This is a genomic window from Modestobacter marinus (assembly GCF_011758655.1).
Lineage (GTDB): Bacteria > Actinomycetota > Actinomycetes > Mycobacteriales > Geodermatophilaceae > Modestobacter > Modestobacter marinus.
This window is the reverse complement of record NZ_JAAMPA010000002.1, coordinates 515688-541089: the sequence shown is the minus strand read 5'-3', so window position 1 is coordinate 541089 and position 25402 is coordinate 515688. Positions and strand designations below refer to the sequence as shown.

Here is a 25402-nt window from a genome sequence, read left to right as displayed (position 1 = left end):
GAGGTGTCTCGGTGCGGTCAGTCGTCGCCATCACCGGTCGTGCCGCGGGACAGCTCGACCAGCTGACGAAGACAGTGGTGCCGCAGAGGTTCGGGGAAGCCGTCCGGGAGTCGGTAGAGGGCCACTCGCCCTGACTGTCGCCGCTCGACGAGCCCGGCGCTGTGCAGCAATTGCAGTCCGTAGCCGGCCTGCTCCTCCGTGACGTTCAGCGTCAGGGCCAGATCACCAGCACACATACTCTCGGTGCGGTCGAGAGCGTGCAGGAGCCTGGTGCGGACAGGTTCGGCAAGCAGGCTCAACAAAGCCGTCATCCGTTCGGCGTCGGCAGCTGAGGGAGTGCGTGCTCGAGCGGCGTCGATCCGTTGCTGATCCACGGGGTGGGCGTCTGCGGTCTCATTCACGGCCGCCCCTTACCCAGCGAACAGGCATTCGACCGACTGCAGGGACTGCGGCGGCGTCGCGCCCAGCGTGGCCATTGACCCGTTGGACTGGCGGGGGCCTCGCGTCGACCGCGGCCGCCGTCTCCCTGCTCAATCGTCACAAGAGCCGACCTCGGCGCAGGTCACCCCGCGGGCTCACGCGGGTCCCACGTACGTCACCCCGGCGGGGGGACGTCACCGTGAACGTCTCTTCGGAGCGTGGACGGCATCGCACTGATGCCGGAGGCGCCACAGATGTTCCACGACCCCACGATCGTCGGCAGTTGGCCGGCGCTCGCCGCCCGACTCGACGCCAACGCCGCCCTGCCTCGCTGGGCAGAGTTCGAACCCGCACTCGTCGGTCTCGCCGCCGTCGCCGACCTCGTAGAGGTCTGCTCCAAGTCGAGTGAGCACAAGCGAAGCAACGCCGTCCTGGCCGCACTCGTCCGGCTGGCTGCAGTCGACGGCGGGCGCGACGACGATGCGCTCGCGCTGCTGCTGCACCTGCTGAGCGGGCTGGTCTGGACGATGGTCCGGCAGCTGCGCGACCTGAGCCCGGACATCGTCGCCGTGGTGGTCGGCGAGCTCACCTGCCAGATCCGGCGCTACCCGTGGCATCGCCGCCCGCGTGCGGTGGCTGCGAACCTGCGGGCCGACACCCGTCGCGCGGTGCTCGCCGAGTTTCGACCGCGGGATCGTCGCCACCCTGAGCGAGGCGAGTTCCTCACCGTCGATGGTGACGTCACCCGGTTGATCCCCGCCGACCCATGGGACGGTGCCGAGGACCTCGACATCGCCGACTTGCTGCAGTGGGCGGTCCGGTCCGGGGTGGACGCCGCGGACCTGGAGCTGCTGGTCGCGACCGAGTGCGGCCGTGACCTTCAGCAGGGCGGCGACTCCAAGGTCGCCGCTGAGTACGGCATCTCCACCCGCACGCTTTACCGCCGGCGGAACCGCACCATCGCCGCTCTGCGCACCGTCGCCCGGGACTACCTGGCGGCGGTCGCGTGAGCACCCCACTGGCTTCCTTCGAGAGCGTGGCGTCGAGCGAGGGCATCCGCGCGGGTCACCCTGCCGAGGGCCGCCGCCTACTGGCCGTCGCCGAGGTCCAGCAAGCCCTGCGGGAACTGCGATCAAGGCAGGCTGTTCGCCTCGTCGACGTCGGGGGTGACACGGCCTCCGAGCCTCGAAAGAGCCGGGGTGACAGGACACCGGGGAGGCACCGGGCCGGGGGTGACAGCGACCTGCCGACCGGCTGGATCACCGTGTTGGCGGGGCACGCTGGCGCGGGGGCATCCACGGTGGCGTTGGCGATCAGCGACGCTGCTGCAGTAACCGGTCGATCAGCGCACCTGATCGACAACGCCCACCCCGCCCGTTCTGGCCTGGGTGCCGCTGCGTCGGCGGAGCTGGGGATCGACGACACCGGGACATGGCGCCGGGGCCTCCGATCCACCGTCACCATCAGCCGCCGTGCAACGGACGCGATGCCGAGCCGCTGGCCGGTGCCGGCCGGCCACCACGCGGGGGTGACAGTCCTCGACGTCGGGCTGGACGCCGACGGCCGGGCCAGCCGGACCGTCGACCGCGCATGCACCGTCGTCGTCTGTCGGCCGACCGTTCCCGGCGTGCGCCTGACCGAGGCACTCCTCGATCAGCTGCGGGACCAGGTCGTCGTCATCGCTGCCGTCGGTGCCCGTCGATGGCCCGGTGAGGTCGCTGCCAGCTCGGGGCCTCGGCTGCGTGCTCTGCGCCTTGCCGGACAGGTCGTCGCCGTTCCGCTGGAGCGGCGACTCGAGGTCACCGGCCTCACCGGCCAGCCACTGCCCTCGTCGATCCAGGCGGCCGGCCGGGCGCTGCTCGCACTGCTGTCTTCCCGGCGCCCCGGGGTCGCGCTGACGTCAGTCACGACCACCAGTCCGGGACTTTTCCCAGGAGCATCCCGATGACCGCCCGACTTGCAGATTCGTTGTTGGCCGCCGGCGTCTGCCCGGCCGCACCACCTGGCATGCAGGTCTACGCCGATCAGATCCAGTCCTGGGTGAAGTGGGGCGTCCTGGCCGTTCTGGGGATCTGCTTCTTCGCCAGCGTCGGAATGCTGATCTGGGGGCGGGTCACCCACCATCCCCGGGGCGCCCGGCTCGGGATGGACGGGATCCTGATCTGCCTGGTCGGCGCGATCCTCTACGTCGTCGGGTACGTCATCGTCCTGTCGATCGTCGGGACCGGCTGCTGATGGTCCGCCATCGGAGCGGCCGTGAGCCGCACGCCTCCCCGTGGTCACGGCGCAAGATGCTGATCCTGCTGGTGGCAGCAGGCATCGCAGTTGCAGTCCTCGCAGCAGGTGCGGTCCTGACCGTGGTGCATGCAGTACGACCGGCATCCGGGTCTGCTGACTCCGCTTCTGCAAGCGACGCGGTCGGATCCGGACCTGCGTCGACCACAGTGCCGACCGACCGAGTGGCGGTCGAGGACGCACTGGCCGCCAGGCCGATGCCGGTCGTCCCAGAGTCGGCTTCCCGCCCCGGGCCTCTCTCGGACCGCGATCCGGGCGCGCCCATCCTGCTTCCGTCGGCGACCAGCACTGGGCCGGCCGGCGTGCCGACGGGCTTCCCTCACACCCCGGAAGGCGCGCTGGCGCAGCTGGCCGCGATCGACCGGGTCGCCCTCCAGTCCGCCTCGTTGGCCGGCGCTCGTGCCGTGATCAGTGCCTGGGCCATGCCCGGCGGTCCGACGACCACGAGCTGGTCCGGTGTGCGCGCGGTCGTTCGCCTCCTCGATGCCGCAGGCCTGTCCGGGGGTGGCTCGACGCAATTCGCCGTCGTGCTGACGCCGCTGATGGGTCTGATCAAGGGCAGTGTCGGATCGGACTTCGTCGTCCCCTGCATCGACTTCCAACTCGCCGTCACGCTGCAGCGCACTGCCCGGGGGGCGGTGGCGGATTGCCAGCGAATGGTCTGGCGGACCGACCGGTGGGTGATCGGGCCGGGCGCGGAACCGGCCACGCCACCGTCGGTGTGGCCCGGCACCGATGTCGCCTTCAGCGTCGGCTACCGGGACCTGCGACATGGGTGACGACGTCCTGGCCGTCGACCTCAATCCCCTGAACTGGCTGGGGGACGCTGCCTCCGCCGCGGTCACGGATGTCTGGACAGCAGCGATGGTCAGCATCTGGTCGGCGGGGCTCTGGCTGCTCACCCTGGCTTTCGAGGTCATCGATGCCTTCACCACGCCGGACGTCTCTGCGGACGGGCCGATGGGCGCGGTGCTGCCGACGACGCTGTGGCTTGGTGCCTCGGTCGCAGCGACCATGATGTTCGTCCAGCTGACCATGGCGCTGATCCGTCGCGACGGACAGTCTCTCGGCCGGGTACTGCTCGGTATCGGCCAGTTCGGTCTCGTGTGGGTCGGCTACCTAGGGGTGGCCGCCGGCCTGGTCGCGGCCGCTGCGGGACTGTCCCGCGGCATCCTGCAGGCCATGCTGCAGGTCGACAGCCTGTCGGCGTTCGATCCCGGTAGCTCGTGGCCGCGCGAGGTCGTGGACGCAACGGCGGCCACCGTGCTCGGCCTCTCGTCGCTGCTCCTGCTGATCCCCGCGTCGTTCTTCTACCTGGTTATCTCGCTGGTGCGGGCGGCCGCGCTGATCATCCTGGTCGCCACCGCGCCGATTGCGGCCGCCGGGTTGCTCAACGACAGCACGAAGGCGTGGTTCTGGAAGAGCCTGCGCTGGTTCTTCTCCTGCCTGCTCATCGCGCCGACCGCGGCCCTGGTGCTGGGCATCGGCGTGCAGCTGTCCGCCGGCGTCGTCGCTGGCGCGGGTGACTCCACCGCACAGGCCGCAGGAGCTGCGGTGATCGGCGCGATCATGGTGGCGATCGGTGCGCTGTGTCCGCTCGTGCTCTTCCGGCTGCTGGCCTTCGTGGATCCGGGGACCGCGTCGGGCTCGGCCCTACGGCAGTCGTGGGGCGATGCCGGCGGACTGTCCGGGGTCCTGTCCGGCGGCAAGCAGGCGTCGGGTAGCGGTGCCGCTGCGCAGAGCGGTGGCGATGGACGTTCGCAGGGGGAGGCGGCCGCCGAAGCGCAGTCAGCGAGCCGGCTCGGGTCGATGCTCGGGACGGTCGGCTCGGCGGTGGGCGCCAGCACGGTCGCGGCGGCTTCGGTTGCCCACCGGGCCGTCGACATCGCCTCGGACGTACTCGGCTCGACAGGCGTCGGACACCCCGGCCACAGCCTGACGCCGACCGGTCAGCGCAGCAGCCGACGCGCGAGCGGGAGCGGTCAGGCGGGCACTCCTGGCTCCACCACCGGCTCTGGTGGGGGTGCTGAAACTCCCGAGGGCTCGACCGATGGCGGCGGAGGTGCCCTTCCCAATTCTCCGCGAGCACCATCGCCGTCGGGTGGGGGGCCTGGGATCCCCGCCGAGCCACCGGCCCGGAGCGGAGGCCTGGCGAACTGGGCGAAGGCCGAGCCGGCCGTAGGCGCCGCGGCTCCCGAGGCTGCTGCGGTGGTGGCGCTGTGACCGGGTCAGCCGGACCGGTCCGCTACGGGTCGTGGTCGAAGGACAAGCCGGGCTGGTTCGGTGGGCTCAGCGCTCGGGCCTGGATCGGCGTGGCGCTGGCCGGTCTGCCCATGCTGCTGGCTGCCGGTGCGAATCGATGGCTGCTGGCACTGGCCTGGGCGCCGGCCTGGGCTGTCCTGGCCGTGCTGCTGGCCGTTCCCGTCCGGGGCCGGTCCACGTTCCGCTGGGCGCTGGACTCCCTGCTCCGCGGGGTCGGGGGCGCGCTGGGGTGGACCGACTGGCAGTCCCGAGCTGCCGCTGGCACCGCCGCCGACCTGGACGACGCCGACCTGCCCGGCGTCCTGTCGGGGATCCGGACCCACGACGGTCCGCCCTTCGGTCCACTGCTCGCGCGCCCGGCCGTCATCGCCGATCACCGGGAGCGGACCTGGGCCGTGGTGGCTCGGATCGCCCACCCGGGGATCGGGATGTCCGAGACCACCGCTCGCACGCGGATGGGCATCGGACTGGCCGAGCTGCTGGAGGGCGCGGCCACCACCGAGCTGGTGTCGGTCGTCGCCCTGCAGGTCCGGACACTGCCCGACGACGGCGCCGAACGCGCTGCTTGGCAACAGACCCATCTGCGACCTGAGGCTCCGCCGCTGGCGCGTGCGGTCACCGCGGAGCTCGCGGCCGTGATGACCCAGGCCGGAGTGCGGCACGAGGCCTTCGTGACGGTGGTCGTGCCGGAACGGCGGATCCACCGCCAGGCCAGGGAAGCCGGCGGCGGCGTCGACGGGCGTGCTCGCGTGCTCTACGGCGTGATGAGCGAGATCGAGGCCCGGCTGGTCGGGCCGGTCGGTTGCACGAGCGTGACCTGGCTGGACTCTCCGGGGCTCGCGTCGGCCATCCGCACCGGTTTCGCCCCGGGTGACCGCGCCGGGTTGGCGACCGCCGAGCTGGCCGTGAGCACCGACTCGCGCATCGCTGCGGTACTGCCGATGGCCGCTGCGGGGCCGACCGCAGCGCCTCCGCCGGAACGGCGTCACTACGTGCACGACGCCTGGCACTCGGCGACCTGCACCGTCCTGCTGCCCGACAAGGGTGCGGTCATGGGTGCCCTCGCGCCGGTCCTCACCCCGACGACGGCGGGGGAGCGGCGGTGCGCCACGGTGTTCTTCGAACCGATCAGCTCCACCCGGGCGGACCGGATGGTCGGCAACGAGTCGATGAGCTCCGAGCTGGCGACCGAGATCCGACGTCGCGGTGGGTTCAGAGACCGGGCGGCACATCGTCGGGACGCGGCCCGGGTCGAGGGCCAGGACGTGCGGCTGGCCCAGGGCAACGCGCTCGTCCGCGTGGCCGTCGCCGTGTCGGTGACCGTCCCGACCTCGTGGTCCATCACCGACTACGGCCGTCGGCTGGAGGCCAGCGTCACCGGTAGCGGGTTCAAGCCGTTGCGGCTCGACCTGGCCCAGGACTCCGCTTTCGCTGCTGCCTGCATCCCGCTGGGGATCGGGTTGCCCCGGCGGCGAGGTGCCCAGTGAGCAGCCGGCGCATCGGTCGGCAGCGGCAGAGCACCCGGGGCAGGGGAGTGGCGCACCTCGTCTCCGACTTCGGTCACGAACTCCCGCCGTTGCTCTCGCCACCGGCACGCCCAGCCGACGTCGACCCCTTCGACACGCTGGTCGGCCGACGCGGTCGGACCGGCCAGGCCGCCGGCTGGGCGGCGGTGCCTGCACCGCTGGCCGTCTACCGGATGACCTCGGAGCAGGTGGGCGGGGTCTGGCCGCTGATCGCCGGTGACGGGCTGCCGCCGGGCGGCGCACTCCTGGGCATCGACTACCTCTCCGGCGGCGCCTTCTCCGCTGATCCGATCGGCTGGACGCTCAGCAGCGTCGCCGGCGTCACCAACCCGAACATGATCTTCTTCGGGGCTCCCGGCCGGGGGAAGTCCGGGACGGTCAAGATGTTCGCCCTCCGGCAGATGGCCTACGGCTACCGCACGCTGGTGCTCGGCGACGTCAAGGACGAGTACGAGCCGCTCTGCCGGGCCCTGCAGGTCCGGCCGCATGCGGTCGGTCACGGCCTCCCTGCGCGGATCAACCCGCTGGACTTCGGGCCACTGGGCAACGACTGGACCCGGCTGCCCCGGGCGGAAGCACGGCGCCGCGCAGCCATGGTCTTCTCCCGATGGCTGCTGCTCATCCGAGGCCTCGTCGGCTCGCAGCACGTGCCGTTCGGCCCGACCGCAGAGACCGCTGTCGGGCAGGTCCTCCGCGACCTGACCGGCTACGCCGACGGCGCCGACCGGATGCGCGAGGTGACCATCCCTCAGCTCTGGCAGGCGCTGCGCGCGCCCAGCGACGAACTCGTCGACGCGTGCCGCTACGCCACCCGCCAGCACTTCCTGGACGAGACCCGGCCGTTGCGCGACGCACTCGGAGCCCTGGTCACTGGTCATCTGGCCGGCCTGTTCGACGCGCCGACCACCGTTTCGGTGGACTGGCGCGCACCGATCCAGTCGCTGTCCCTGTCCCGGCTGGACCCACTGGGTGACGAGGCCGTCGGCGTGGCGCTCACCTGCCTGAACTCCTGGGGCCGGGCGATGACCCAGCTGGCCGAGCCTGGAGATCTGCGGATCGTCATCCGTGACGAGTGCTGGAAGCAGATGCGGCTGGGCACCGATGCGGTCAAGTCTCTGGACGCCGACCTGCGCCTGTCCCGCAACGACGGGTGCATCCAGGTCGTCATCGCACACAAGCCCTCGGACATGTGGGACTGCTGCACGAGTAGGTGACATCTGATCTGTGGTGCCGAGAGGTGCCGCTGGAAGGATGTTCACCGTGCCCAAGCCCTACCCCAAGGAGTTCCGCGACGACGTCGTGAACGTCGCCCGCAACCGTGAGCCGGGCCAGCACCTGAAGCAGATCGCTGCCGACTTCGGGATCAGCGAGTCCTGTCTGACGAACTGGATGAAGGCCGCTGACGTCGAAGACGGCGTCAAGCCCGGGACCACGGCGGCGGAGAACGCGGACCTGCGCGAGGCCCGCAAGCGGATCCGGTTGCTCGAGCAGGAGAACGAGGTCCTGCGCCGCGCGGCGGCCTACCTGTCGCAGGCGAATCTGCCGGGAAAATGATCTACCCGCTCGTCCGTGAGCTCGCCGTCGACGGGATCGCCGTGACGGTGACGTGCCGGGTTCTCAAGATCGCCCGCCAGCCCTACTACCGGTGGCTGGCCGACCCGGTCACCACCAGCGACCTCACCCAGGCGCACCGGGCCAATGCGCTGTTCGACGCCCACCGGGACGATCCGGAGTTCGGCTACCGCCTGCTCGTCGACGAGGCCGCCGCGAACGGTCAGCCGATGACTGCCCGGACCGCCTGGGCGATCTGCTCGACCAACGGCTGGTGGAGCGCGTTCGGTAAGCCTCGCCGGGGCAAGGGCGGCCGTCCCGGCCCGCCGGTGCACGACGACCGGGTCAACCGGGTGTTCACCGCCGAGGCGCCCAACGCCGTGTGGTTGACCGACATCACCGAACACCGCACCGCCGAGGGCAAGCTCTACCTGTGCGCGATCAAGGACGTGCACTCCAACCGGATCGTCGGCTACTCCATCGACTCCCGGATGAAGTCCCGGCTCGCGGTCACCGCGCTGGACAACGCCGTCGCCCGGCGCCATGCCGACGGCGCTGACGTGGCCGGCTGCATCGTGCATTCCGACCGCGGATCCCAATTCCGCAGCCGGAAATTCGTGCGCGCCCTCAACCGGCATCAGCTGTCCGGCTCGATGGGCAGAGTCGGCGCGGCCGGCGACAACGCGGCCATGGAATCGTTCTTCGCCCTGCTCCAGAAGAACGTGCTCGACCGCCGCCACTGGCGCACCCAGCAAGAGCTGCGGATCGCGATCGTCACCTGGATCGAACGCACCTACCACCGCCGGCGGCGTCAGGACGCCCTCGGTCGACTCACGCCCATCGAGTACGAGACCATCGTCCCCACACTGGCCGCTCAGGCTGCCTGACCCAACCTGTCACCTGGTCGTGCAGCAGTCCCTGTTGACCGTCGGCGATGAGGGCAGCCAGGCGGTGGCCATCGCCAAGGACCTGCTGCATCTCTGCGCCACCAAGGTGCTGCTCGGCCAGGACGAGCAGATCGGGGACGAGCTCTCCGAACTGCTCGGTCTCAGCCCGATGGCCGAGCAGATCGTCACCGACTGGGCTGCCGCGGCCAGGGGCCGAGCGCTCTGGCTGGTCGGCGGCCATGTGGCGAAGGTGCAGACCGTCCGGACGTCGTTGGACGTCGCCCTGACCGACACCAACGACGCCCTGGAGACACCGGCATGACCGGGACGGCGGAACGCATGGCGGGCGCCTGGCTGTGGAAGGCCGCCGTCCCGCTCGCGCTGCCAGTGCTGGCAGCGCTCACTCTCCTGATCCCGCTGGCCGTCCTCGCCGCCGCGGCCACACCGACGGCATCGGCGTCGTCAGCCTGCTCGTCAGCCGGCACCGGCGCCACCGTCGCGGGCATCGAGCTGGACGCCGTCCAGATGGGCCAAGCGCAGACCATCGTCACCGTCGGCGCGGTCCGCGGCTTGGACTCGTACGCGGCCACCGTGGCGCTGGCGACCGCCTGGCAGGAATCCCGGCTGCGGATGCTGGCCAACGACGGCAGCAGCCCTGACCTCACGCCCGAGCAGGCCGCGGAGACCGCCACGAGCCTGACCCATCCGCACGACGGGCTCGGCTCGGACCACGACAGCGTCAACACGTTCCAGCAGCGCTGGATCGCCGGCTGGGGAACCGTCGCCCAGCTGATGGACCCCGTCTACGCCGCCGACGCCTTCTACTCCCGGCTCGTCGATGTGCCGGACTGGGAGGCCATCCCGCTGACCCGGGCCGCGCAGGCCGTGCAGGTCTCGGCCTACGGGGATGCCTATGCCCGCGGGGAGACGCTCGCCCGGCAACTCACTGCGATGTTGTGGCCCGCCGCCCAGGGGGCGGCTGCGGATCCGGCCGGGGCGGTAGCCAGCGTCTGCCCCGCCCTGCCGGTGCCGGCCGGCGGCTGGGCCCGACCCACCACGGGGCAGCTGACCTCCGGGTTCGGGCTCCGCTGGGGCAGCCAGCACGCCGGCGTCGACTTCGCCGGACCCCGCGACACCCCCGTCTACGCCGCCGCGGCCGGCACCGTGATCACCGCTGCCTGCACCAGTACCTACTGCGACCGCGACGGCAGCCTCCACCTCGAGGGCTACGGCAACCTCGTCGAGCTCGACCACGGCGCTGGGGTCACCACCCGCTACGCCCATCTCTCCGGCTACACCGTCGCTCCGGGGCGGCAGGTTCCCGCGGGTGCGCTGCTCGGTTTCCAGGGCGCCACTGGCAACAGCACCGGTGTCCACCTGCACTTCGAGGTCCGCGTCCATGGCGCACCCGTCGATCCCGTCCCCTGGCTGGCAGACCGCGGCGTCGACCTGCCAGCCACCGCCACCGCCGGTTGACCGGCAGAGAGGGCAACCAGGAATGAACGTCAACATGCACCGCCGACGGAGGGCCGGCGAGTGACGACACCGTCCCGACGCCGCGAACCACAGCCGATCGGCCGGGGATGGGAGCTGGCCGTCGCTGCGGTCGGCGGTGGCTTGATCGCGGTAGGGCTGGCGGCCATGACCGGGTTCGGGCTTGCTTCGGCGTTGTGGGGCGGTGGCTGGGTCTGGCCGGACGGCACCGATATGGCCAGCCGCGTCCTCGGCGGGCTCCTGAGCGGAGATCCCGGCCGTGGCCTGTCCCCGGATCAGCTGGGGAAGGTCGCCGGGCCCATCCCGGTGTACGCGTGTGTTGCCGCCGCCGAGCTCGTCCTGCTGACCGCCGCGGTGATTACCGCGGTCTTGGGCGCCCGCTACCGGCGTCCCAGCGACGCCCGCAGCGGCATGGCCACTCGCGGGGAGGCCGAGGAAGCCCTCGGGCTGCGCCAGCTTCGCGCTGGGCGAGCGGTCATCCGCCCGGATCGCTACCCGTCCAGAAGCGGCTGGGAGCGGCTTGGTCATCTCCTGTCCACAGGCGGCGACGCGATCCGCAGTCGTGCCCACAGATCCGTCCAGAGCACCAGTTCCCGGTCGCTCTCCCGAGCACCGTCGACCCAGACATCACCCACGCCCGCTCCGAAGGAGATCCCTCGATGACCAAGAACGACGACGGCTTGGACGCCGATCTACTGGCCGCCCGCTCGGAGGCCTCAGCGCTGTTCGCCGCCGCTGCCCGCAACGACCAGGCGGGGGTGACGGCGCAGCTGCACTGCCTCGCCGCTGCCACTGCCCTTCGTGCGCCCAGCGGACCGGTTCCCGCGACGGCCGACGCGGCCGACCCGGACCGGCTCGTCGAACAGGCGTTGCACATCCTCGGTGAGCTGGAGCCCGAAGACTTCGCGCACCCCGATGTCCTCGCCGCAGCGCGGCACGGTCGCCGGGCACTGCGGGCACGGCGCTGATGGCCACTTCGCTCGGGCAGCTCCTCGACGCCCTGGCCGACACCGCGCAGTCCACTGAGCCCACCGCTGCCGCCCGCGCCGATGCGGGTACCGCGTTGGGAGAGCTGGGCCGGGCGCTGGCACAGCTGCGCCGCGACGGCGTGTCCCCAGCCATCGGTGACCGACGGGAGCACCAGGTCGCCGCGCTGGCCGCCGCCTGCACCGAGCTGGCCGCTCGTGCGCCTGCGACCGAACAGACCCTGGCCGGGCTGGCGGCTGCTGCGGCCGACACCCTCGCCGTCCTCCACGACCACAGCACCGTCGCCTCACGATGGGCTGCGGCCACGGCGGTGGCCGAGACCGTCACGCCGCTGGTCCAGGTGCTGGCCGGGACACTGACCGCCGGCCCGGCGGCCCAGTGGCTCGCCGAGGTAGAGCGGCAGTCCGTGCTGGTCCAGCAGACCGCGGCACTGCAGCCGCCTTCCCGAGCGGACAGCGCCATCCTCGACCGACCGTTGGCTGGGCCCGCGGTCCCGGCGAGCTCGGACCCTGCTCTCGTCGTCCCCGACGCGGTCGCCGTGCTGCTGCGCGCCACGGGCAGCGCGGCGGAGTCCCCGTCGGTGGCGGAGGTGCTCGCGTACACGCTTGCCGCCGAGACGCTCAGCGATGCCGCGCAGCGGCTCCACTCGGCGGCCGAGCCGGGAGCCGGGCAGGCGGCCGCACTTGCCTGGCGGGCCGTTCGAGCCGCCTTGCGCCCCTACGACGACGGCAGCCGGCGGCCGCACCACGATGCACCGCCGGCTGTGCACGCGGCTCTGCGTCTGCACGCCTCGCTCAACCGTCCGGGCTCGGACCCGGCGCTCCGAGCAGAGCCGTTGCGTGCGGCCGTCGCGGCGGCTGCCCAGCACCTGCCGACCTTGGCGACCCAGCTGATGTACCGCACGGTCCGGTCGTGGGCGGACACCGGTGCCCTGGTGGCCTACGCCCGTGACGTGCCGCCGCGGGAGGAGCGGGTGGCCGCCTACCTGCGGGGCTACCAGCTCGGCGGACTCGTCCGGGTGGACGCCGTGGACCTGCAGCCGGTGGCTGGGTCGCTGCACAACGCCCGGCTGCTTTCGCTCGCGGTGGCTGCCCGGGCCGCCGAGAGCGGGCGCCCAGGCGCCGACTTCCCGCGGCGGGCGCTGGCCGCCAATCAGGCGGTGCTGGACCAGCCGCAGACGGCGGCCGCACTGGAGGTGGCGAGGCGTGAGGCCGGTCGGCAGCTGCAGTTGGCGCGTGGACGGACGCCCGGCCCCACCCGGGCTCGCTGATCATGAGGAGTCATATGTCCCGGTTCGAGCCCACCGACGTCGGCTGGCGGCTGGGTCGTTCCTCGCTGCCCCGAGGCGTCGAGCTGTGGTGCCGGTACGACCGCACCACCGGCGTGTACGGCGAGCAGGGCTCCGGCAAGACCTTGGACCTGTTGGCCCCGGCGCTGCTGGCTCACCGCGGCGCAGGTCTGGCGACGCTGACGAAAATCGACGACCTGCTGCTGACCGCTGGACGACGTCAGCACCCCGTCCAGCCCGGCGGGCCGCCCCGTCCGATCGCGGTGCTCGACCCGTTCGGTGCTGCGCCGGGGATCCCGGAGCTGGTGTGGGATCCGATCGCCGGCTGCGTCGATCCGCAGATCGCCGAACGACGGGCGAAGGCGTTCTCCGCCGGCACGGTCACCGGTTCGGTCACCGGCGGCCGGCAGGACAACGCTGCACGGTTCTACGCAGCCGAGACGGCGAAGGTGTTGCAGGGCTTCCTGCACGCCGCGGCCCTCACCGGTCGCACCCTGGACCACGTCCTGGAATGGGTCGCCAACCCGGTCGCCGCCGAGCAGCCAGCAGAGATCCTGCAGCAGCACCCGCACGCCGCCCGCTTCTGGGACGGGCTGCTCGCCGGCGCGCTGCACGGCAGCCCGGACACCGTCGGCAACACCGTCACCACCGTCCAGCAGGCGATGGCGCTGTTCTTCCAACCGGACATCCGCGCCCGCTGCGTGCCGTCGCCTGGCCGGCCGGCGACCGACCTGGTCGACCTGATCAGTCGTCAGGGAACCGTGTATCTGCTCGGTCGCGACGATCCGTACGCCTCGGCGGCGCCGCTGATGACCGCCGTCGCCGAGTACGTCCTGGACACGGCGCTGCAGGTCGCCAACACCTCGCCGCAGGGGCGCATGACGCCCTGCTTCCTGGCCTGCCTCGACGAGCTGCCCTCGACCACGCCGTTGCCCACTTTGCGGGTGCGGATGGCCAACGAACGCGCCCTCGGCCTGTCGTTCATCTACGCCGCGCAGACCTGGAAGCAGATGGTCGTCTCCTACGGGGAGGACGAGGCCCGCTCTCTGCTCGGGCTCACCAACACCTTGGTCGTCTTCGGCGGGGGCAAGGACGTGCACTTCTACCGGGAGCTGTCCGATCTCATGGACGACGTGCGGATCAGTCGGCAGACCGTCACCGACGGCCCCGGTGGCGTCGGCACGTCGCGCTCGGGGGAGAACGTGCGGGTGCTGCGGCCCGGGGACATCAGGCGGGTGCCGGAGCGGCACGCGCTCGTCATCGCCGGGACGGCGCCACCCATCCTGGCCAGGCTGCGGCGCTGCCTCGACGGCAAGGACGGACAGCGGCTCAAGACCGAGCTGGAGGTCGCCCGCGCGCACGTCAGCCGCGCCCGCGCTGACGTGGTGGACGTCCAGGAGCGCACTGCCGCAGCCCTGAGCTACGCCCGCGACCACCGGCTGACTGCTCGGCCGGACGACGTCTCTGTTGGGCCGTCCACCGCGTTGCGCGGGGAGTGGCCGCAGTGATCGTCCTACCGTTCCCGCCTCCGCCGGTTGGCGTACTGGTCGCACTGGAGCTGCTGCAGGACGTGCGCCGCCGAGAGTCCGGGCAGCCAGCCCCGGTCGGCGTCGTGGCCGACATGGAACGCCCGTGGGAACCGGCCGGGTGCAACAGCGAGCTCAGCGCATCGGTGTGGAACTGGTGCGACGACGTCGCCGTTTGGATCAACCACGAGTACGCCTGGCGGCCAGCGCACATGATCCCGGCCTGCTGGCGGCAGCATCCGCACATCGCCCGAGAGCTGCCGGTGTTGGCGGTGCTGCGCTGGCAGGCGGAGAGCGCGGCCGCTCCTGAGCTGGTCGAGGAGTGGAACCGCTACGCCTTTCCGCTGTTCTGCGACCGGATGGTCGAACGCCTCGGCGAAAGCACGTGCCGCACGGGGCGGCACCAGAGCTGGCCGGCGGAGAGCCGCTATGTCGCCATGCTCGACGTCCTCGCTCGCTGACGAGGCACGAGCTCGCCGGGCACAGGCGTCGGGACAAAGACGAAGCCCCGGCGACATGGCCAGAGGCCAGCGGTCCACCGGGGCTTTCAGGATCAATGTACGTCAGGATGGAGATCGATGACAGCGCCGACTCCGCCGGACTCAGCGCCTGTCCTGCCACCGGCCGGCGACTGGGTGGAGACCTGGCTGAGTGCGCCGCGCTTCGCGGTCTACTTGGCCGCTGCTGAGTCGGACCGCAGTCGCGCCTTGGCGCTCTACGAGTGGAACGCCCAGATCAGCGCGGCTCTGCTGCACGACCTGGCGCACGTGGAGGTCGGTCTGCGCAACGCCTACGACCGCGCACTGTCTGCTCGCTGGCCCGGGCCGCCGCACTGGACGCTGGCCGGCGAGAGGGTCTTCGCTCCGGTCTACCGCACCCGGGGTCGACGCCGCGTCGACGTCAACGAGAAACCTCGGGACAACCTGCGCCACGCGGTCATCAACGCCGGTGGTCCGGCGGCGCGGCCAGGGAAGGTCGTAGCCGAGCTGATGTTCGGCTTCTGGCGCTACCTCAGCTCCGCTGCGCACGAGAAGGCGCTGTGGGTGCCCGCCCTCCATCGAGCCTTCCCCCGAGGCACCGACCGCGCCATCCACGTCGACGGGCCGGTGGGCCGTCTGCACACGCTGCGCAATCGCGTGGCCCATCACGAACCGCTGTTGACCACCGACATAGTGGGCCGGTTTGCCGACTTGGTCGGCCTGGCCGACCGACTCGAGCCACAACTGGGGCAGCACCTGCGTGTTGCCAGCAACGTCCCCGGGCTACTGGCCATCCGGCCGTAGGCCCCCCCGGGCGGAGGGCGTCTGCCCGGGTCAGTAGGTACCCGATCGGCTCCGACCGTCGATTGCCGGTCTCCGCCTAGTGCCGTGACAGCCAAACCGGCGCTCTGAAGGCGGCTTCAGGGACACCTGACCAAACTCCTGATCAGGTGTGCGCGTTGATCGTTACGACGTGCGTCGTTGGCGAAGCGCCTGCACGAGGCTGTACCCCGACGCTGCCAACAGCAGGCCGTTGGCAGCAACGCCAAGCCACCGCTCTCGAGCGACGGTGATGATTAGGAACGTCGCCCACACGACAACAAGAGCGACCAGAACGGGCACCGGCAACTGCCATCGCGGCGTCTGCTCAGGCTCCCTCATCGCCAGCCCCCTGGGGGCCGACAGCGGCGTCGTCCGGCGGCTGCAGGGTCCTCCGACGGCACTGAGTCACGCCAATGGCAAGACCGAGTGCTCCCACGGAAAGCAAGCACAGAACGCCCAAGATGATCGGTACTGCGGCGCTAGGCACCTTCGCCAACCCATACAGGATCGAAGCGACGCCAATTGCGGCACCGGCCACCATGAACACGAGCAGGCGTCCCGCTCCTGCCACGTGCCTGCCCGAACTGTCCTTCACATACCCCTCCTGCCGACCGCCCAGCACCATGGTGTTGGACCGTAAGGCCACCAGGGGCGGGCGCCAAGCGCGGCCCACGCCCAGGTGTCCCTTAGTGGGCCGCTCAGGGACACCAGCGCCAGCTCTCCCAGAGGGCGGCCTCAGAGACAGCGCACACTGCGCGGTCAGACCAACTCACTGTGGGCCTTGCTCATCGGTTGACCGCTGGAGGGCCTCGGCGCGCCTTCCTCGCCCGAGATACAGGGTGCGGAAGTTCCATGCCTCGATGGCGACGATGCCCACGGTCCAGACCACGAGGAAGACCTTGCCCTCGCCGGTAGACCCGGTGCCCACTTGCATCCAGCCAAACCAGATAAGGACCGCCGCTACGGGAAGGCTGGCGAGCCACGTGGCCCGGCTGAAGCGACTACCGGGGCGCATCCACTTCGGCCGCACCCTCACCCACATCGATCCGGCCTCTCGCCATCGCTGCACCCAAGATCACTCGTACCAGCGGGACACTTCCAGCCGAGCGACCATCTGCGCCATGAGCAGCGACGTCCCCGTAACCCGCGCGGGTGTCCCTGAGTGGGACGCTCAGGGTGAAGGTGGCAGCCGCGGCACTAGCCACGTCATCACCGTCGTTGCCCCGGCGTAGCCCAAGCCGGGCGCCGTGTGCCTAGGGCAGCGCGTTGCGCTGCTCGAAGGGTGGTAGCGGGCATCTCGGCGCTCTCTTCCGTTGTAGACGGCCGCGTAGCACCTGACAAGGTCGCCCCATCCGGGCCGACTGTCGTGTTCGCCGTACCCGTCTCTTGCCGTCCCCTGGCGGCCCCGGCGCGGCGCTGGTCCGCGTCGAAGACCTCCGACATTGCGATGTCCGGTGCGATGTTGGTGCGGACCACCAGGTGCGTCAGGTGTGCCGGCCAGCTGGTGGTCGGAGTTGCGGCGATGACTTCTGCTGCGTGACGGGTCGCGAGCACCTGACCCTCGACGGTGTCCAGCCGCTCGGTGTAGGCGTCGACACGTGCGTCGATGAGCGCGCTGGCCAGGCTAGGTGAGTCCGCGAGGGCTCGACGCAGAACGTCGGCGCCGGCCGTCTCCAGCAACTCGGCTGGGGGAGCTTGACCCGGTTCTCCGGACACGTTCGGTTCGGTGATCATGCCGCGGTGAGTGCGGCGGTGTGAAGGGCTTCGAACTCTGCGGGGCTGCGGTAGCCGAGGCCGGAGTGGCGTCGTCGGGGGTTGTAGAAGCCTTCGATCCACTCGAAGATCGCCGAGCCCAGTTCGGCTCTGGTCGACCACTGGCGGCGGTCCAGGAGCTCGCGCTGCATGGTCGACCAGAAGCTCTCCATCATGGTGTTGTCCACGCTGGAGGCGACTCGGCCCATCGAGCCCAGCAGCCCGGCCGAGCGGAGCCGGTGCCCGAAGATCCAACTGGTGTACTGCGATCCGCGGTCGCTGTGCACGATCGCGCCGGGTGCTGGCCGGCGGCGCCAGCGGGCCATCTCCAGGGCGTCGACGACCAGCTCAGAGCGCATGTGGTCAGCGATCGACCAGCCGACGATGGTCCGGCTGAACACGTCGAGCACGGCGGCGCAGTAGACCTTTCCCTCGGCCGTGGGGTGTTCGGTGATGTCGGTGGCCCACAGCCGGTCCGGTGCGTCAGCGGCGAACCGGCGCTGCACCAGGTCCTCGTGCGGTGCCGGCAGGGGTCCGGTGCGGCGGTGCTTGCGCCGGTGGCAGACCCCGACCAGCCCAGCGGTGCGCATCAGCCGGGCGACCCGCTTGCGCCCGCACGCCAGCCCGAGACCGAGACGGAGTTCGGCGTGCACCCGAGGCGCCCCATAGGTGGCGCGAGAGCTGACGTGCACCTCGCGGATCGTCGTGGTCAGCGACGCGTCGGCGACTGCCCGGAGCGATGGTGGGCGGCCGTTCCACTCGTAGAAGCCTGAGCGGGAGACCCGCAGAATCCGGCAGGTCACCGTCACGGGGAAGCCGTCGGCGGCGAGCTCACGAACCAGCCGGAACGCTATTTTGGGTCCGGGAGCACCTCGCGGGCGAAGTAGGCAGAGGCCCGCTTGAGGATCTCGATCTCCATCTTCGCGACCCGCAGCTCCCGGCGCAGGCGCACCAGCTCGGCCCTCTCATCGCTGGTCGTGCCCTCGACCCGGCCGGCGTCGACGTCATCGAGCTTCATCCACCGCCGCAGGCAGGACTCCGCGATCCCCAGATCATGGGCGATCTCAGCGATCGGCTTCTCCCGCTGGCGGGCCAGCTCCACGGCACGGCGACGGAACTCCAGCGGCTTGGCTGCAGGCATCCAGGACTCCTCTCCCAGGCGATTCTCGCCTCAGGTCAGGTGTCCGGGAAACCGGGTCAAGCTCCGGGTCCTTACCGCTCGGGACGGTGAGGTGGCGCGGGTCGGCACCTTGTGCGGTGAGCCGCCAATAGATGCGGTGGGCAGCGAGCTGCCCGGCGCGATCGGCGTCGGTGGCCACGATGATTTGCGCTCGGCCGTCGCCGATCAAAGGGCGCAGTCGTTCGGCCTGCGCGTCGGTGAATGCGGTCCCCAGTGGAGCGATGCCGACGAACTCGCCATCGCTGGCAAGGGCAACGGCCAACGCGTCGAGGGGGCCTTCGACCAGGACTGGCGTCGCGCCGCGTGCCACGGCCGCCGCGCCCTCGGTGAGGCCGTACAGCTCATTGCCCTTGGTGAACAGGTCGGTCTCGGCGGTGTTGAGGTACTTCGGCACGGCACGACTGTCATGGGCGGGGTTGCGGCGGCCGATCCAGCCGTGGATCTCGTCGCCGTCCCGGATGGCGAAAACGACCCGGTCGCGGAAGCGGTCGATGACGCGACCGGTGGAGTCGTGGCTCCCGAGGCCAGCGGCCACGATCTCGTCATCGCTGGCACCCAGGCCGCGGAGATGGTCGGTCAGGCCGGTCCAGCCGGCGGGTGCGTAGCCGATGGTGAACCGCTCGACGTCGAGGAGGTTGGTGCCGAGCCGATCGGTCAGGTAGGCCGGTGCCCAGGAGCCCTGATACTCAGCTGTGAAGAAGGCCGCGGCCTGCTGGTTGAGCTCGAGGAGCCGTTCCCGGGCGACCCCTGATGGGCCGACCTCATCGCAGGGTTCAGTTGCCGGGGGCTCGACGGGGTCGGCGTCAAGCAGTTCGGGTGCGGGCTCAGTGTCATCTGGCTCGGTGAGGCCGACCATCCAGTCCACACCACGTGCGTCGTCCGAGGCCGAGGCATAGGCGAGGTTGGCCAGCGCGGCTGTACCCGCGCCGGGGGTGGGGTCAGTGAGCAGGCCGATCCGCCACAGCAAGGCGGTGGCCAGTTCGTGGGGGAGCAGCGCCTCGTCGTCCGGCTGTCCGGCGCGCAGCAGGTCGTACGCGGTGGACAGCAAGTGCGCTGCCTGCCAGCCGCCGTCCCCGCCCCGGCGGACGGCAGCGACCAAGGCAGGCCAGTGGGGGTCGGCGACCACGCGATCGGCGGCTGCGCTCCCGAGGACGGCGGAGAGGTCGAACGTCCAGTCCGGGCCCAGCGCCTTCGCGGATGCGTCGTCGGCGGCCAGCACAGCGGGGGAGAGGTGGCGGGTCAGCCGCCACCAGAGCGCGGCCGCTGGCTGTTCGTCCGGGAGGGCACGGCTGGTCGTCGTCCGGACGAGCGCTGCAACGTCGATGCCGGCGCGCTCGGCGGTGCTGAGGTGCTCGGCCAGGACGGGCCAGTAGGGGTCGGCGGCGATCCGGGCGTCGATGGGGTCGACCAACGGCGTCCACCGCGCGGTGACAGTGTCGGGATCGCCCAGCAGACGGGCGACGCGGGCGTCGAGCCTGCGCTGGGCTCGGGCATCAGCGGCTGCGGGGAGGACCGGACCGGTGGGGCGGCGGTCGCCGTCCTCGATGCCGTGGGCGGCGCGCCAGACGGCGAGGTCGGCAACCAAGGCAGGGTCGTGGTCGAGCAGCCGGCGTGCCCAGAGCGGTGCGCTGGCCGGCGTCCAGCTGCCGGCGTGGGTGACCACGTCTGAAGCGAGTGCAGCGACCTTGCGGGCGCGGTCGTCGAGGTAAGGGCCCCATGCGAGGTCGGCGCGCAGCGGATCGGGGACGGTCGGGAGCCAGGGGAGTGGGCCGACGCCAGTCGAGTGGTGGCCGGTGGGATCGATGCGCCAGTCCAGAACGGCCGCGACATCACGTGCGTCGTCCAGCCCGCGTGGTGAGGCCAGCGCTTCCCGCAGCACGTCGGCGGGGTCGCGGCCGGCGACGGCGTAGAGGGCCAGGTGCGCACGGAGCACGGGGTAGGCGTCCCGCGTGGTCAGTCCGGGCACTGCTGCGTCGGCGGCCGTGTCGATGGCGGCGAGCCCGGCCGAGCCGAGTCGTTCCTCGGCGGCGACGGTGACTGCGTGGTGGTAGCGGCCGGCACTGGCGTGGAGCTGCTTCGCCGGATCGTCCAGCTCCCGGACCGTGCTGGTGGCCGAGGTCGGGGCGTCGTCCCGAGCCAGGACTCGGCTGAGGACGTCGACGGCGGTGGGCGGCAACAGCGCATCCCGGGTGATCAGGCTGTGCGGGTCGCCGTCACCGGTGATGGGGAGGAAGACATGGTTGGCGTGGCGGCCACGGGTGAGGGCCACGTAGAGCAGCTGGCGGGACTCCGTGCCGGTGGTGATGGCGTAGCAGCTGTCGGCGGTGACGCCCTGGGCGCCGTGCACGGTGGTGGCGTAGCCGAGGGTGACGTGCTCGCGCACGTAGTCGGCCGGGAGGGTGACGTGCCGTCCGGTGCGGCGATGGACCACCTCGAGGGCGCCGGAGGCATGGACCTCAGCGACGGTCCACCGGTCGCCGTTCTTCACCCATTCCGTGGCACCGATCGGGATGGTCCGCTCGTTGCGGCGGGTGATCACCGCATCGCCTGCCGAGGCGCGCGCTGAGTCGGCCAGTGCGACGTCGGGACCGGTATGGCCGGTTGTCCGAGCCAGCCGCTCGTCGCGGGCCCGGTTGTTCAGCTCGGCGACCAGCTCACGGGTGGGCGCCAGCATGATGGCGTCGCGGCCGGCGGCCCGGTCTGTCGCCCAGGCGGTGTAGGCGCCGTCGGTGACGGTGGCGAGATCGCCGACGTGCACCCGGCCGTGGTCGACGTAGTAGGCCAGCGCTGCTAGGTCCCCGTCGCGCAGGGCCAGCGAGGCGGCGCCCTCGGCGTGGTTCGGTGCGCCGGTGTCCGGGTCGGTGAAGCGGACCACCTGGGTCAGGCTCACCGCGCCGTGGCTGGCGGCGAGGTCGCGCAGCAGCCCACCGGCGCCGATGGCGGCCAGCTGTCGGTCATCGCCGACCAGCCGCACGGATCCACCGGCCTCGACGACGAAGTCGACCATCCGGGCCAGGTCGGGGGTGCTGGCCATGCCGGCTTCGTCGACGACGACGAGCGTGTTCGGGCCGATCGACGTCACCCAGGTCGGGACGTCGGCTCCACTGGTGACCGCGTGAACCAGCTTGGCGAGGGTGTCGGTGTCGGTGCCGAGCTGCTCGCGCAGGACCGCGCTCGCTGCAGCGGAGGGCGCCAGGCCCACGACGGTGCCGCCGCCCGACTGCCATGCTGCGGCGAGCGTGCGCAGCGCGGTGGTCTTGCCGGTGCCCGCTGGCGCCAGCGCGAGCTGCACCCGTGCTCCGGACGTTGCCAGTTCGTGGACCAGCTGCACCTGACCCGGGCTGAGCTCCACCCCGTTGGCGGCCGACTCGAGCAGCGCCAGATCAACGGATGCAGCCGGGGTGACACGTCCGTCTCGCCGGCCGGCGGCCGCGAGCACGGTTCGTTCGGCGGTAACGACCTCGCTCGAGGTGTAGCGCGCCGAGCCGGCCACGGTGAACACGGACGTGCCGTCGGAGCGGCGCAGCGCGACAGGTTCCTTGATCGCTTCCTGCACGCCCAGCCGGATCGACAGCCGGGGTGACAAGGCCGCGGCAACGATCGCGTCGACGGCACGGTCGACGTCGGGGAGCGTGATCCCGGCGGCGCGGGTCCGCCGCTCAGCTTCGGCGCGGACATGGCTCTCCTGCCAAGTCGCCCGGGCGCTCGCCACCCCCGACACCAGTGCCGCGGCAGTCTCGGTGACCCACGCGTCCGTCGCTCGTTGCGCCCTGCGAGGAGAGTGCCCGCGGAGGACGCCGTCGAGGTAACGCCTCAGCCGATCGTCCCCACCGAGCACGGCCAGGGCTTCGGTCCGCCAGCTGGCTCGCTGCTGGGCATACGAGCGTGGCTCGTGCTTGGCCTGGCGTGTCTCCAGGTTGGCCTGCTGGGCCAGTGACACGGACTCCTTCATCGTTGGTGGCCGGCCGTGGTCCGCTTGGAACTGTGCGGACAGCACTGCCCGTCGGGCGTCGATGGCGGTGCGCCGCGATGACCAGAACCGGGGGAGTGGCCCGTCGACTCCGACGATCTCCCGTACCGGGCGCTTGCCGGCCTCGGTGCCGGGACGGTCGGCGAAGCGCACGCCGAGACGTTCGATCAAGAGCGCCTCCAGCCGGGTGTTGTAGCGCTCGGAGGCGGCGACGACGTTCTTGTGGATCGGTCGGCCGTCCAGCGCCAGCCACCGGCCGTCGAGGGTCTGCACCTTGTTGCTGATCGCTACGTGCGTGTGCAGGTCGGGGTCGCCGGCGCGGGAATCGCGGTGGGTGAACGACGCCGCGATCAATCCGCGCACGTCCACCTGGGCCACCCCTTGATGGCCGGTGCGCGTGAAGGCCGCGTGGTCTTCTAACCAGGTCAGGGTGTCGGCGACGGCATCGGCGTGCGACTGCTCGATGACCGCTGCGACCTCGCGGGGAGCGATCGCCCAGAGCGTCGACACGCTCTTCACCGGGCTGAAGGTCAGGTCGTACCCGGCGACCGCCGTAGTGGCCTGCCGGGAGATCCGCGCCAGGTGGCCGGACAGCTCCCGAGCATCGAGCGGAGGACGGCCATAGCTCTCGCCGAACATCGTCCTGGCCAGGGCGGTGCGGATGCGAGCGCGCTCCTCAGCCGGCACCGGGGTGACAGCCGCCAGCCCCCGGGCGGAGTTGTACTCGCGGAACTCGATGGCGCTGCGACGGCGGAACTCGTTCGCCAACTCGAAGACCAGGTACGGCTTGCCCAGACGGCTGGCTCCATCGACCTCCTGCGGAGCCCTGCCCGCCAGCCGAGCGGCCCGCTCGATCTGGTCGGCGTTGGGGTGACGTCCCTGCCCGAACAGCGCCAGCATCTGCGCTTCGGTGACCGTGCTGCCGACCGGAAAATCCGGCACACCGGCAAGGCCGCGGCCCATCCAGATCCCCGGCGCCTCGCCCTTGGCGCTGTAGTACTGCCCGAGGCTCCCGAACTGCTGGTCGGTGGCGTCGTGCGCAGCCACCTGGCGGGTCAGATACGTGTATCCGTCCCCGGCCGTGAGCTTGTGCAGGGTCATCACGAACTGACGCTATGGACGCCTGTCCCGCGCCAAGATCATCCTCGGTGACGCTCCTCTTGTGTCAAGCGGTGCTGAGGGCGGCTTCTCCGGTGGCCACCGGTATTGGCGGGACGAGCCGCAGATGAGCGACCGCGGGTGGCGTCGGATTGATGTGGTGGTAGATCTCGCGGGCGACGTAGCGCTTGAGGCAGCGCATGATGTCGCGCTTGGCCAGGCCTTCGGCGGTGCGGCGGGTGACGTAGTCCCGGGTCGGTTGATGCGATCTCATCCGGACCAACACGATGCGCCAGAGGGCGCTGTTGGCTTGGCGGTCACCGCCCCGGTTGAGCCGGTGGCGGTGGGTGTTGCCGGAGGAGGCCTGCACTGGGGAGGCCCCGCAGAGGGCGGCGAAGGCTTGTTCGCTGACGAGTCGTTCGGGGTTGTCCCCGGCGGCGACCAGGAGGGCGCCGGCGGTGTCGGGACCGATTCCGTGGGCGGCGAGCAGATCGGGGTGGGCGGCGGTGAGGATGGCCTTGAGGTGGGCGTCGAGGCCCTCGATTTCAGCGTCGAGGTGCTGGATGCGGCGGGCCAAGGCGCTCATGGCGTACTTCGCGGCCGCGCCGGTCGTGGTGAGCTCGCCGGGCCGGAAGCGGGCGGCGGTCGCGATGAGCTGGGCGTAGCGCAGCCTCTTGACGGTGTCGCGCAGCTCGTCGGGGGCGGTGTCGGCCAGGGCCTGGAGCTGGAGCAGGGCTTGGGTGCGCTGCTTGATCGCCGAGCGGCGGGCCACCCGTAGCTGGCGGGCCATCTCCACCGGTCCGGTGCCGGTCTTGAACACGGTTCGGGCCCGTCCGGCCACGACGGCGCGGGCGGCTTCCTCGGCGTCGATGGTGTCGGACTTGCCGCGCCTGCGGCGGGCTTGCCGGTTGGGTCGGTCGACCTCGACGACGTGGACGTCGCGGGTGGCCAGCCAGCGGGCAAGTCCACCACCCCAGCAGCCAGTGCCTTCGATGCCGACCGCGGCCAGCTCGCCGTGGGAGCGCAGGAACCGCAGCAGTGCCTTGAACCCGGCCGTGGTGGTGGGGAAGGTGTCGCTGGCCAGGACGCGGCCGAGGGGGTCGCAGACCGCGGCGACGTGGATGTGCTTGTGGGTGTCGACTCCGCCGATCACCGCACCGGGTGGCCATTCGGGGCGCTCGAGGTGGTCGCGGACGTGGCGTTCTGCCAACCTGGACATCGCCGTTCCTCTTCTGCTGCAGGGCGGATGAGAGGTGCGGCACGCACGGCCGGGACGGCGGACAGGACACTGAGTGGGCCTGGTCGCACAAGCTCCTCTGAAGTCACCCCGCCCGACCGGTCGTGCCGCAGACACCGGGGCCGTGACAGCCGACCGGTCACCTTCCAGACAGCCCGCAGGCGTCAGCAAATGTGGGAGTCAGACCGCCCCGGACCCCGGTGCCCTTGGCCCGCAGCCTCCTCGAAACGGGGCGACTGCGGTAGCCCGATCCCATCAGTGCAAGAGGTGTGTCGGTCATGATCTTGTGACGCTATGGGGGCTGGACGGGGCCTCTTGACGCCGCTAGGCGGCATGCGGGGGATGGCGCTGGGATTCAGAACGGCTCGGGCCTTCGCGGCTCAGTCCCGACGCGGACAGCGGTCGGAGCGCAACCGCAGGCTCGCCATTTCTTCACCGACGGTTGAGGTGGTGGTGTCACCACCGGGCCGGGAATGGCGCCTCCTATTGGTGAAGGCACTGGCGACCCGACGACGACCGGGAGCCAGCCATGCCCGATTCCACCGACGACCACGAGTTCGAGTTGCTTACCCATAACTGAAGCGACGGGCCTGCTCCGCGCGCCCGTCGCCACCCCCCGGTACTGGCG

At 71.3% G+C, this 25402-nt stretch carries 21 protein-coding genes; 16 read left to right on the top strand and 5 right to left on the bottom strand.

From position 1 onward, the window contains the following. Positions 1-17: 17 nt before the first annotated feature. Positions 18-401, bottom strand: coding sequence for an ArsR/SmtB family transcription factor (locus FB380_RS18500; protein WP_166756788.1), 384 nt, complete (start codon positions 399-401; stop codon positions 18-20). Between the two features lie 237 nt (positions 402-638). Here FB380_RS18500 and FB380_RS18495 point away from each other — a divergent pair, with 237 nt between their 5' ends. From FB380_RS18495 to FB380_RS18420, 16 genes are all read left to right on the top strand, one after another. Then, entirely contained in the window at positions 639-1430 is a 792-nt protein-coding gene (locus FB380_RS18495) for a hypothetical protein (protein ID WP_229682358.1), read from the top strand. Then, on the top strand, positions 1427-2368 hold the full coding sequence (locus tag FB380_RS18490; RefSeq protein WP_166756787.1) for a hypothetical protein: 942 nt from the start codon (positions 1427-1429) through the stop codon (positions 2366-2368). The genes FB380_RS18495 and FB380_RS18490 overlap by 4 nt, the downstream gene beginning before the upstream one ends. Continuing rightward, positions 2365-2655, top strand: coding sequence for a hypothetical protein (locus FB380_RS18485; protein WP_166756786.1), 291 nt, complete (start codon positions 2365-2367; stop codon positions 2653-2655). Before FB380_RS18490 ends, FB380_RS18485 begins: the two co-directional genes overlap by 4 nt. 56 nt (positions 2656-2711) lie before the next feature. Beyond that, positions 2712-3494, top strand: coding sequence for a hypothetical protein (locus FB380_RS18480; RefSeq protein WP_229682359.1), 783 nt, complete (start codon positions 2712-2714; stop codon positions 3492-3494). Further along, entirely contained in the window at positions 3487-4938 is a 1452-nt protein-coding gene (locus FB380_RS18475; RefSeq protein ID WP_166756784.1) for a type IV secretion system protein, read from the top strand. The genes FB380_RS18480 and FB380_RS18475 overlap by 8 nt, the downstream gene beginning before the upstream one ends. Then, the gene (locus FB380_RS18470; RefSeq protein WP_166756783.1) at positions 4935-6464 is read left to right on the top strand and encodes an SCO6880 family protein; all 1530 of its coding nucleotides are present in this window, start codon (positions 4935-4937) and stop codon (positions 6462-6464) included. The genes FB380_RS18475 and FB380_RS18470 overlap by 4 nt, the downstream gene beginning before the upstream one ends. After that, positions 6461-7717, top strand: coding sequence for an ATP-binding protein (locus FB380_RS18465; protein ID WP_229682360.1), 1257 nt, complete (start codon positions 6461-6463; stop codon positions 7715-7717). The genes FB380_RS18470 and FB380_RS18465 overlap by 4 nt, the downstream gene beginning before the upstream one ends. Positions 7718-7763: 46 nt before the next feature. After that, positions 7764-8941, top strand: a protein-coding gene (locus tag FB380_RS18460; protein WP_249523877.1) for an IS3 family transposase whose coding sequence is annotated in 2 segments (ribosomal slippage) — positions 7764-8048 and positions 8051-8941 — 1176 coding nt in all. Because the reading frame shifts where the segments join, the coding sequence is not laid out codon by codon here. A 34-nt stretch (positions 8942-8975) separates the two neighbouring features. Further along, a complete protein-coding gene (locus FB380_RS18455) occupies positions 8976-9263 on the top strand; it encodes a hypothetical protein (protein ID WP_243851259.1) in 288 nt (95 codons plus the stop codon). After that, complete coding sequence (locus FB380_RS18450) at positions 9260-10417, top strand: M23 family metallopeptidase (protein WP_166756782.1); 1158 nt, start codon at positions 9260-9262, stop codon at positions 10415-10417. Before FB380_RS18455 ends, FB380_RS18450 begins: the two co-directional genes overlap by 4 nt. A gap of 60 nt (positions 10418-10477) precedes the next feature. Continuing rightward, positions 10478-11098: a conjugal transfer protein gene (locus FB380_RS18445; RefSeq protein WP_229682374.1), complete on the top strand. Its 621-nt coding sequence runs from the start codon at positions 10478-10480 to the stop codon at positions 11096-11098. Continuing rightward, on the top strand, positions 11095-11403 hold the full coding sequence (locus FB380_RS18440; protein ID WP_166756781.1) for a hypothetical protein: 309 nt from the start codon (positions 11095-11097) through the stop codon (positions 11401-11403). Before FB380_RS18445 ends, FB380_RS18440 begins: the two co-directional genes overlap by 4 nt. Next, a complete protein-coding gene (locus FB380_RS18435) occupies positions 11403-12692 on the top strand; it encodes a hypothetical protein (RefSeq protein WP_166756780.1) in 1290 nt (429 codons plus the stop codon). Before FB380_RS18440 ends, FB380_RS18435 begins: the two co-directional genes overlap by 1 nt. Before the next feature lie 14 nt (positions 12693-12706). Continuing rightward, positions 12707-14218 (top strand): type IV secretory system conjugative DNA transfer family protein, encoded by a 1512-nt coding sequence (locus tag FB380_RS18430; RefSeq protein ID WP_166756779.1) that lies wholly within the window; start codon positions 12707-12709, stop codon positions 14216-14218. Further along, positions 14215-14697 carry a hypothetical protein gene (locus FB380_RS18425; RefSeq protein WP_166756778.1) on the top strand — a complete coding sequence of 161 codons (483 nt, stop codon included), beginning with the start codon at positions 14215-14217 and terminating at the stop codon, positions 14695-14697. The genes FB380_RS18430 and FB380_RS18425 overlap by 4 nt, the downstream gene beginning before the upstream one ends. A 174-nt stretch (positions 14698-14871) precedes the next feature. Then, positions 14872-15519, top strand: coding sequence for a hypothetical protein (locus FB380_RS18420; RefSeq protein WP_166756777.1), 648 nt, complete (start codon positions 14872-14874; stop codon positions 15517-15519). A 1748-nt stretch (positions 15520-17267) separates the two neighbouring features. On the opposite strand, the gene FB380_RS18415 is transcribed toward FB380_RS18420, so the two are convergent. The 4 genes from FB380_RS18415 to FB380_RS18400 all read right to left on the bottom strand — a co-directional run bounded on the left by FB380_RS18415 (position 17268) and on the right by FB380_RS18400 (position 24756). Then, entirely contained in the window at positions 17268-18092 is an 825-nt protein-coding gene (locus FB380_RS18415) for an IS3 family transposase (protein WP_249523878.1), read from the bottom strand. A 47-nt stretch (positions 18093-18139) separates the two neighbouring features. Next, positions 18140-18430, bottom strand: a complete 291-nt coding sequence (locus FB380_RS18410; protein WP_166756776.1) for a transposase — start codon at positions 18428-18430, stop codon at positions 18140-18142. After that, entirely contained in the window at positions 18354-23540 is a 5187-nt protein-coding gene (mobF, locus tag FB380_RS18405; RefSeq protein ID WP_243851257.1) for a MobF family relaxase, read from the bottom strand. Before mobF ends, FB380_RS18410 begins: the two co-directional genes overlap by 77 nt. A gap of 64 nt (positions 23541-23604) precedes the next feature. Further along, on the bottom strand, positions 23605-24756 hold the full coding sequence (locus FB380_RS18400) for an IS110 family RNA-guided transposase (RefSeq protein ID WP_166756775.1): 1152 nt from the start codon (positions 24754-24756) through the stop codon (positions 23605-23607). Positions 24757-25402 lie beyond the last annotated feature (646 nt).

Excerpts from the sequence above, each read along its gene's own strand:
- FB380_RS18485 (WP_166756786.1), top strand. The coding sequence starts at position 2,365 with ATGACCGCCCGACTTGCAGATTCGTTGTTGGCCGCCGGCGTCTGCCCG.
- FB380_RS18480 (WP_229682359.1), top strand. The coding sequence starts at position 2,712 with ATGCTGATCCTGCTGGTGGCAGCAGGCATCGCAGTTGCAGTCCTCGCA.
- FB380_RS18475 (WP_166756784.1), top strand. The coding sequence starts at position 3,487 with ATGGGTGACGACGTCCTGGCCGTCGACCTCAATCCCCTGAACTGGCTG.
- FB380_RS18450 (WP_166756782.1), top strand. The coding sequence starts at position 9,260 with ATGACCGGGACGGCGGAACGCATGGCGGGCGCCTGGCTGTGGAAGGCC.
- FB380_RS18440 (WP_166756781.1), top strand. The coding sequence starts at position 11,095 with ATGACCAAGAACGACGACGGCTTGGACGCCGATCTACTGGCCGCCCGC.
- FB380_RS18435 (WP_166756780.1), top strand. The coding sequence starts at position 11,403 with ATGGCCACTTCGCTCGGGCAGCTCCTCGACGCCCTGGCCGACACCGCG.
- FB380_RS18430 (WP_166756779.1), top strand. The coding sequence starts at position 12,707 with ATGTCCCGGTTCGAGCCCACCGACGTCGGCTGGCGGCTGGGTCGTTCC.
- FB380_RS18410 (WP_166756776.1), bottom strand. The coding sequence starts at position 18,430 with ATGCCTGCAGCCAAGCCGCTGGAGTTCCGTCGCCGTGCCGTGGAGCTG.
- mobF (WP_243851257.1), bottom strand. The coding sequence starts at position 23,540 with ATGACCCTGCACAAGCTCACGGCCGGGGACGGATACACGTATCTGACC.
- FB380_RS18400 (WP_166756775.1), bottom strand. The coding sequence starts at position 24,756 with ATGTCCAGGTTGGCAGAACGCCACGTCCGCGACCACCTCGAGCGCCCC.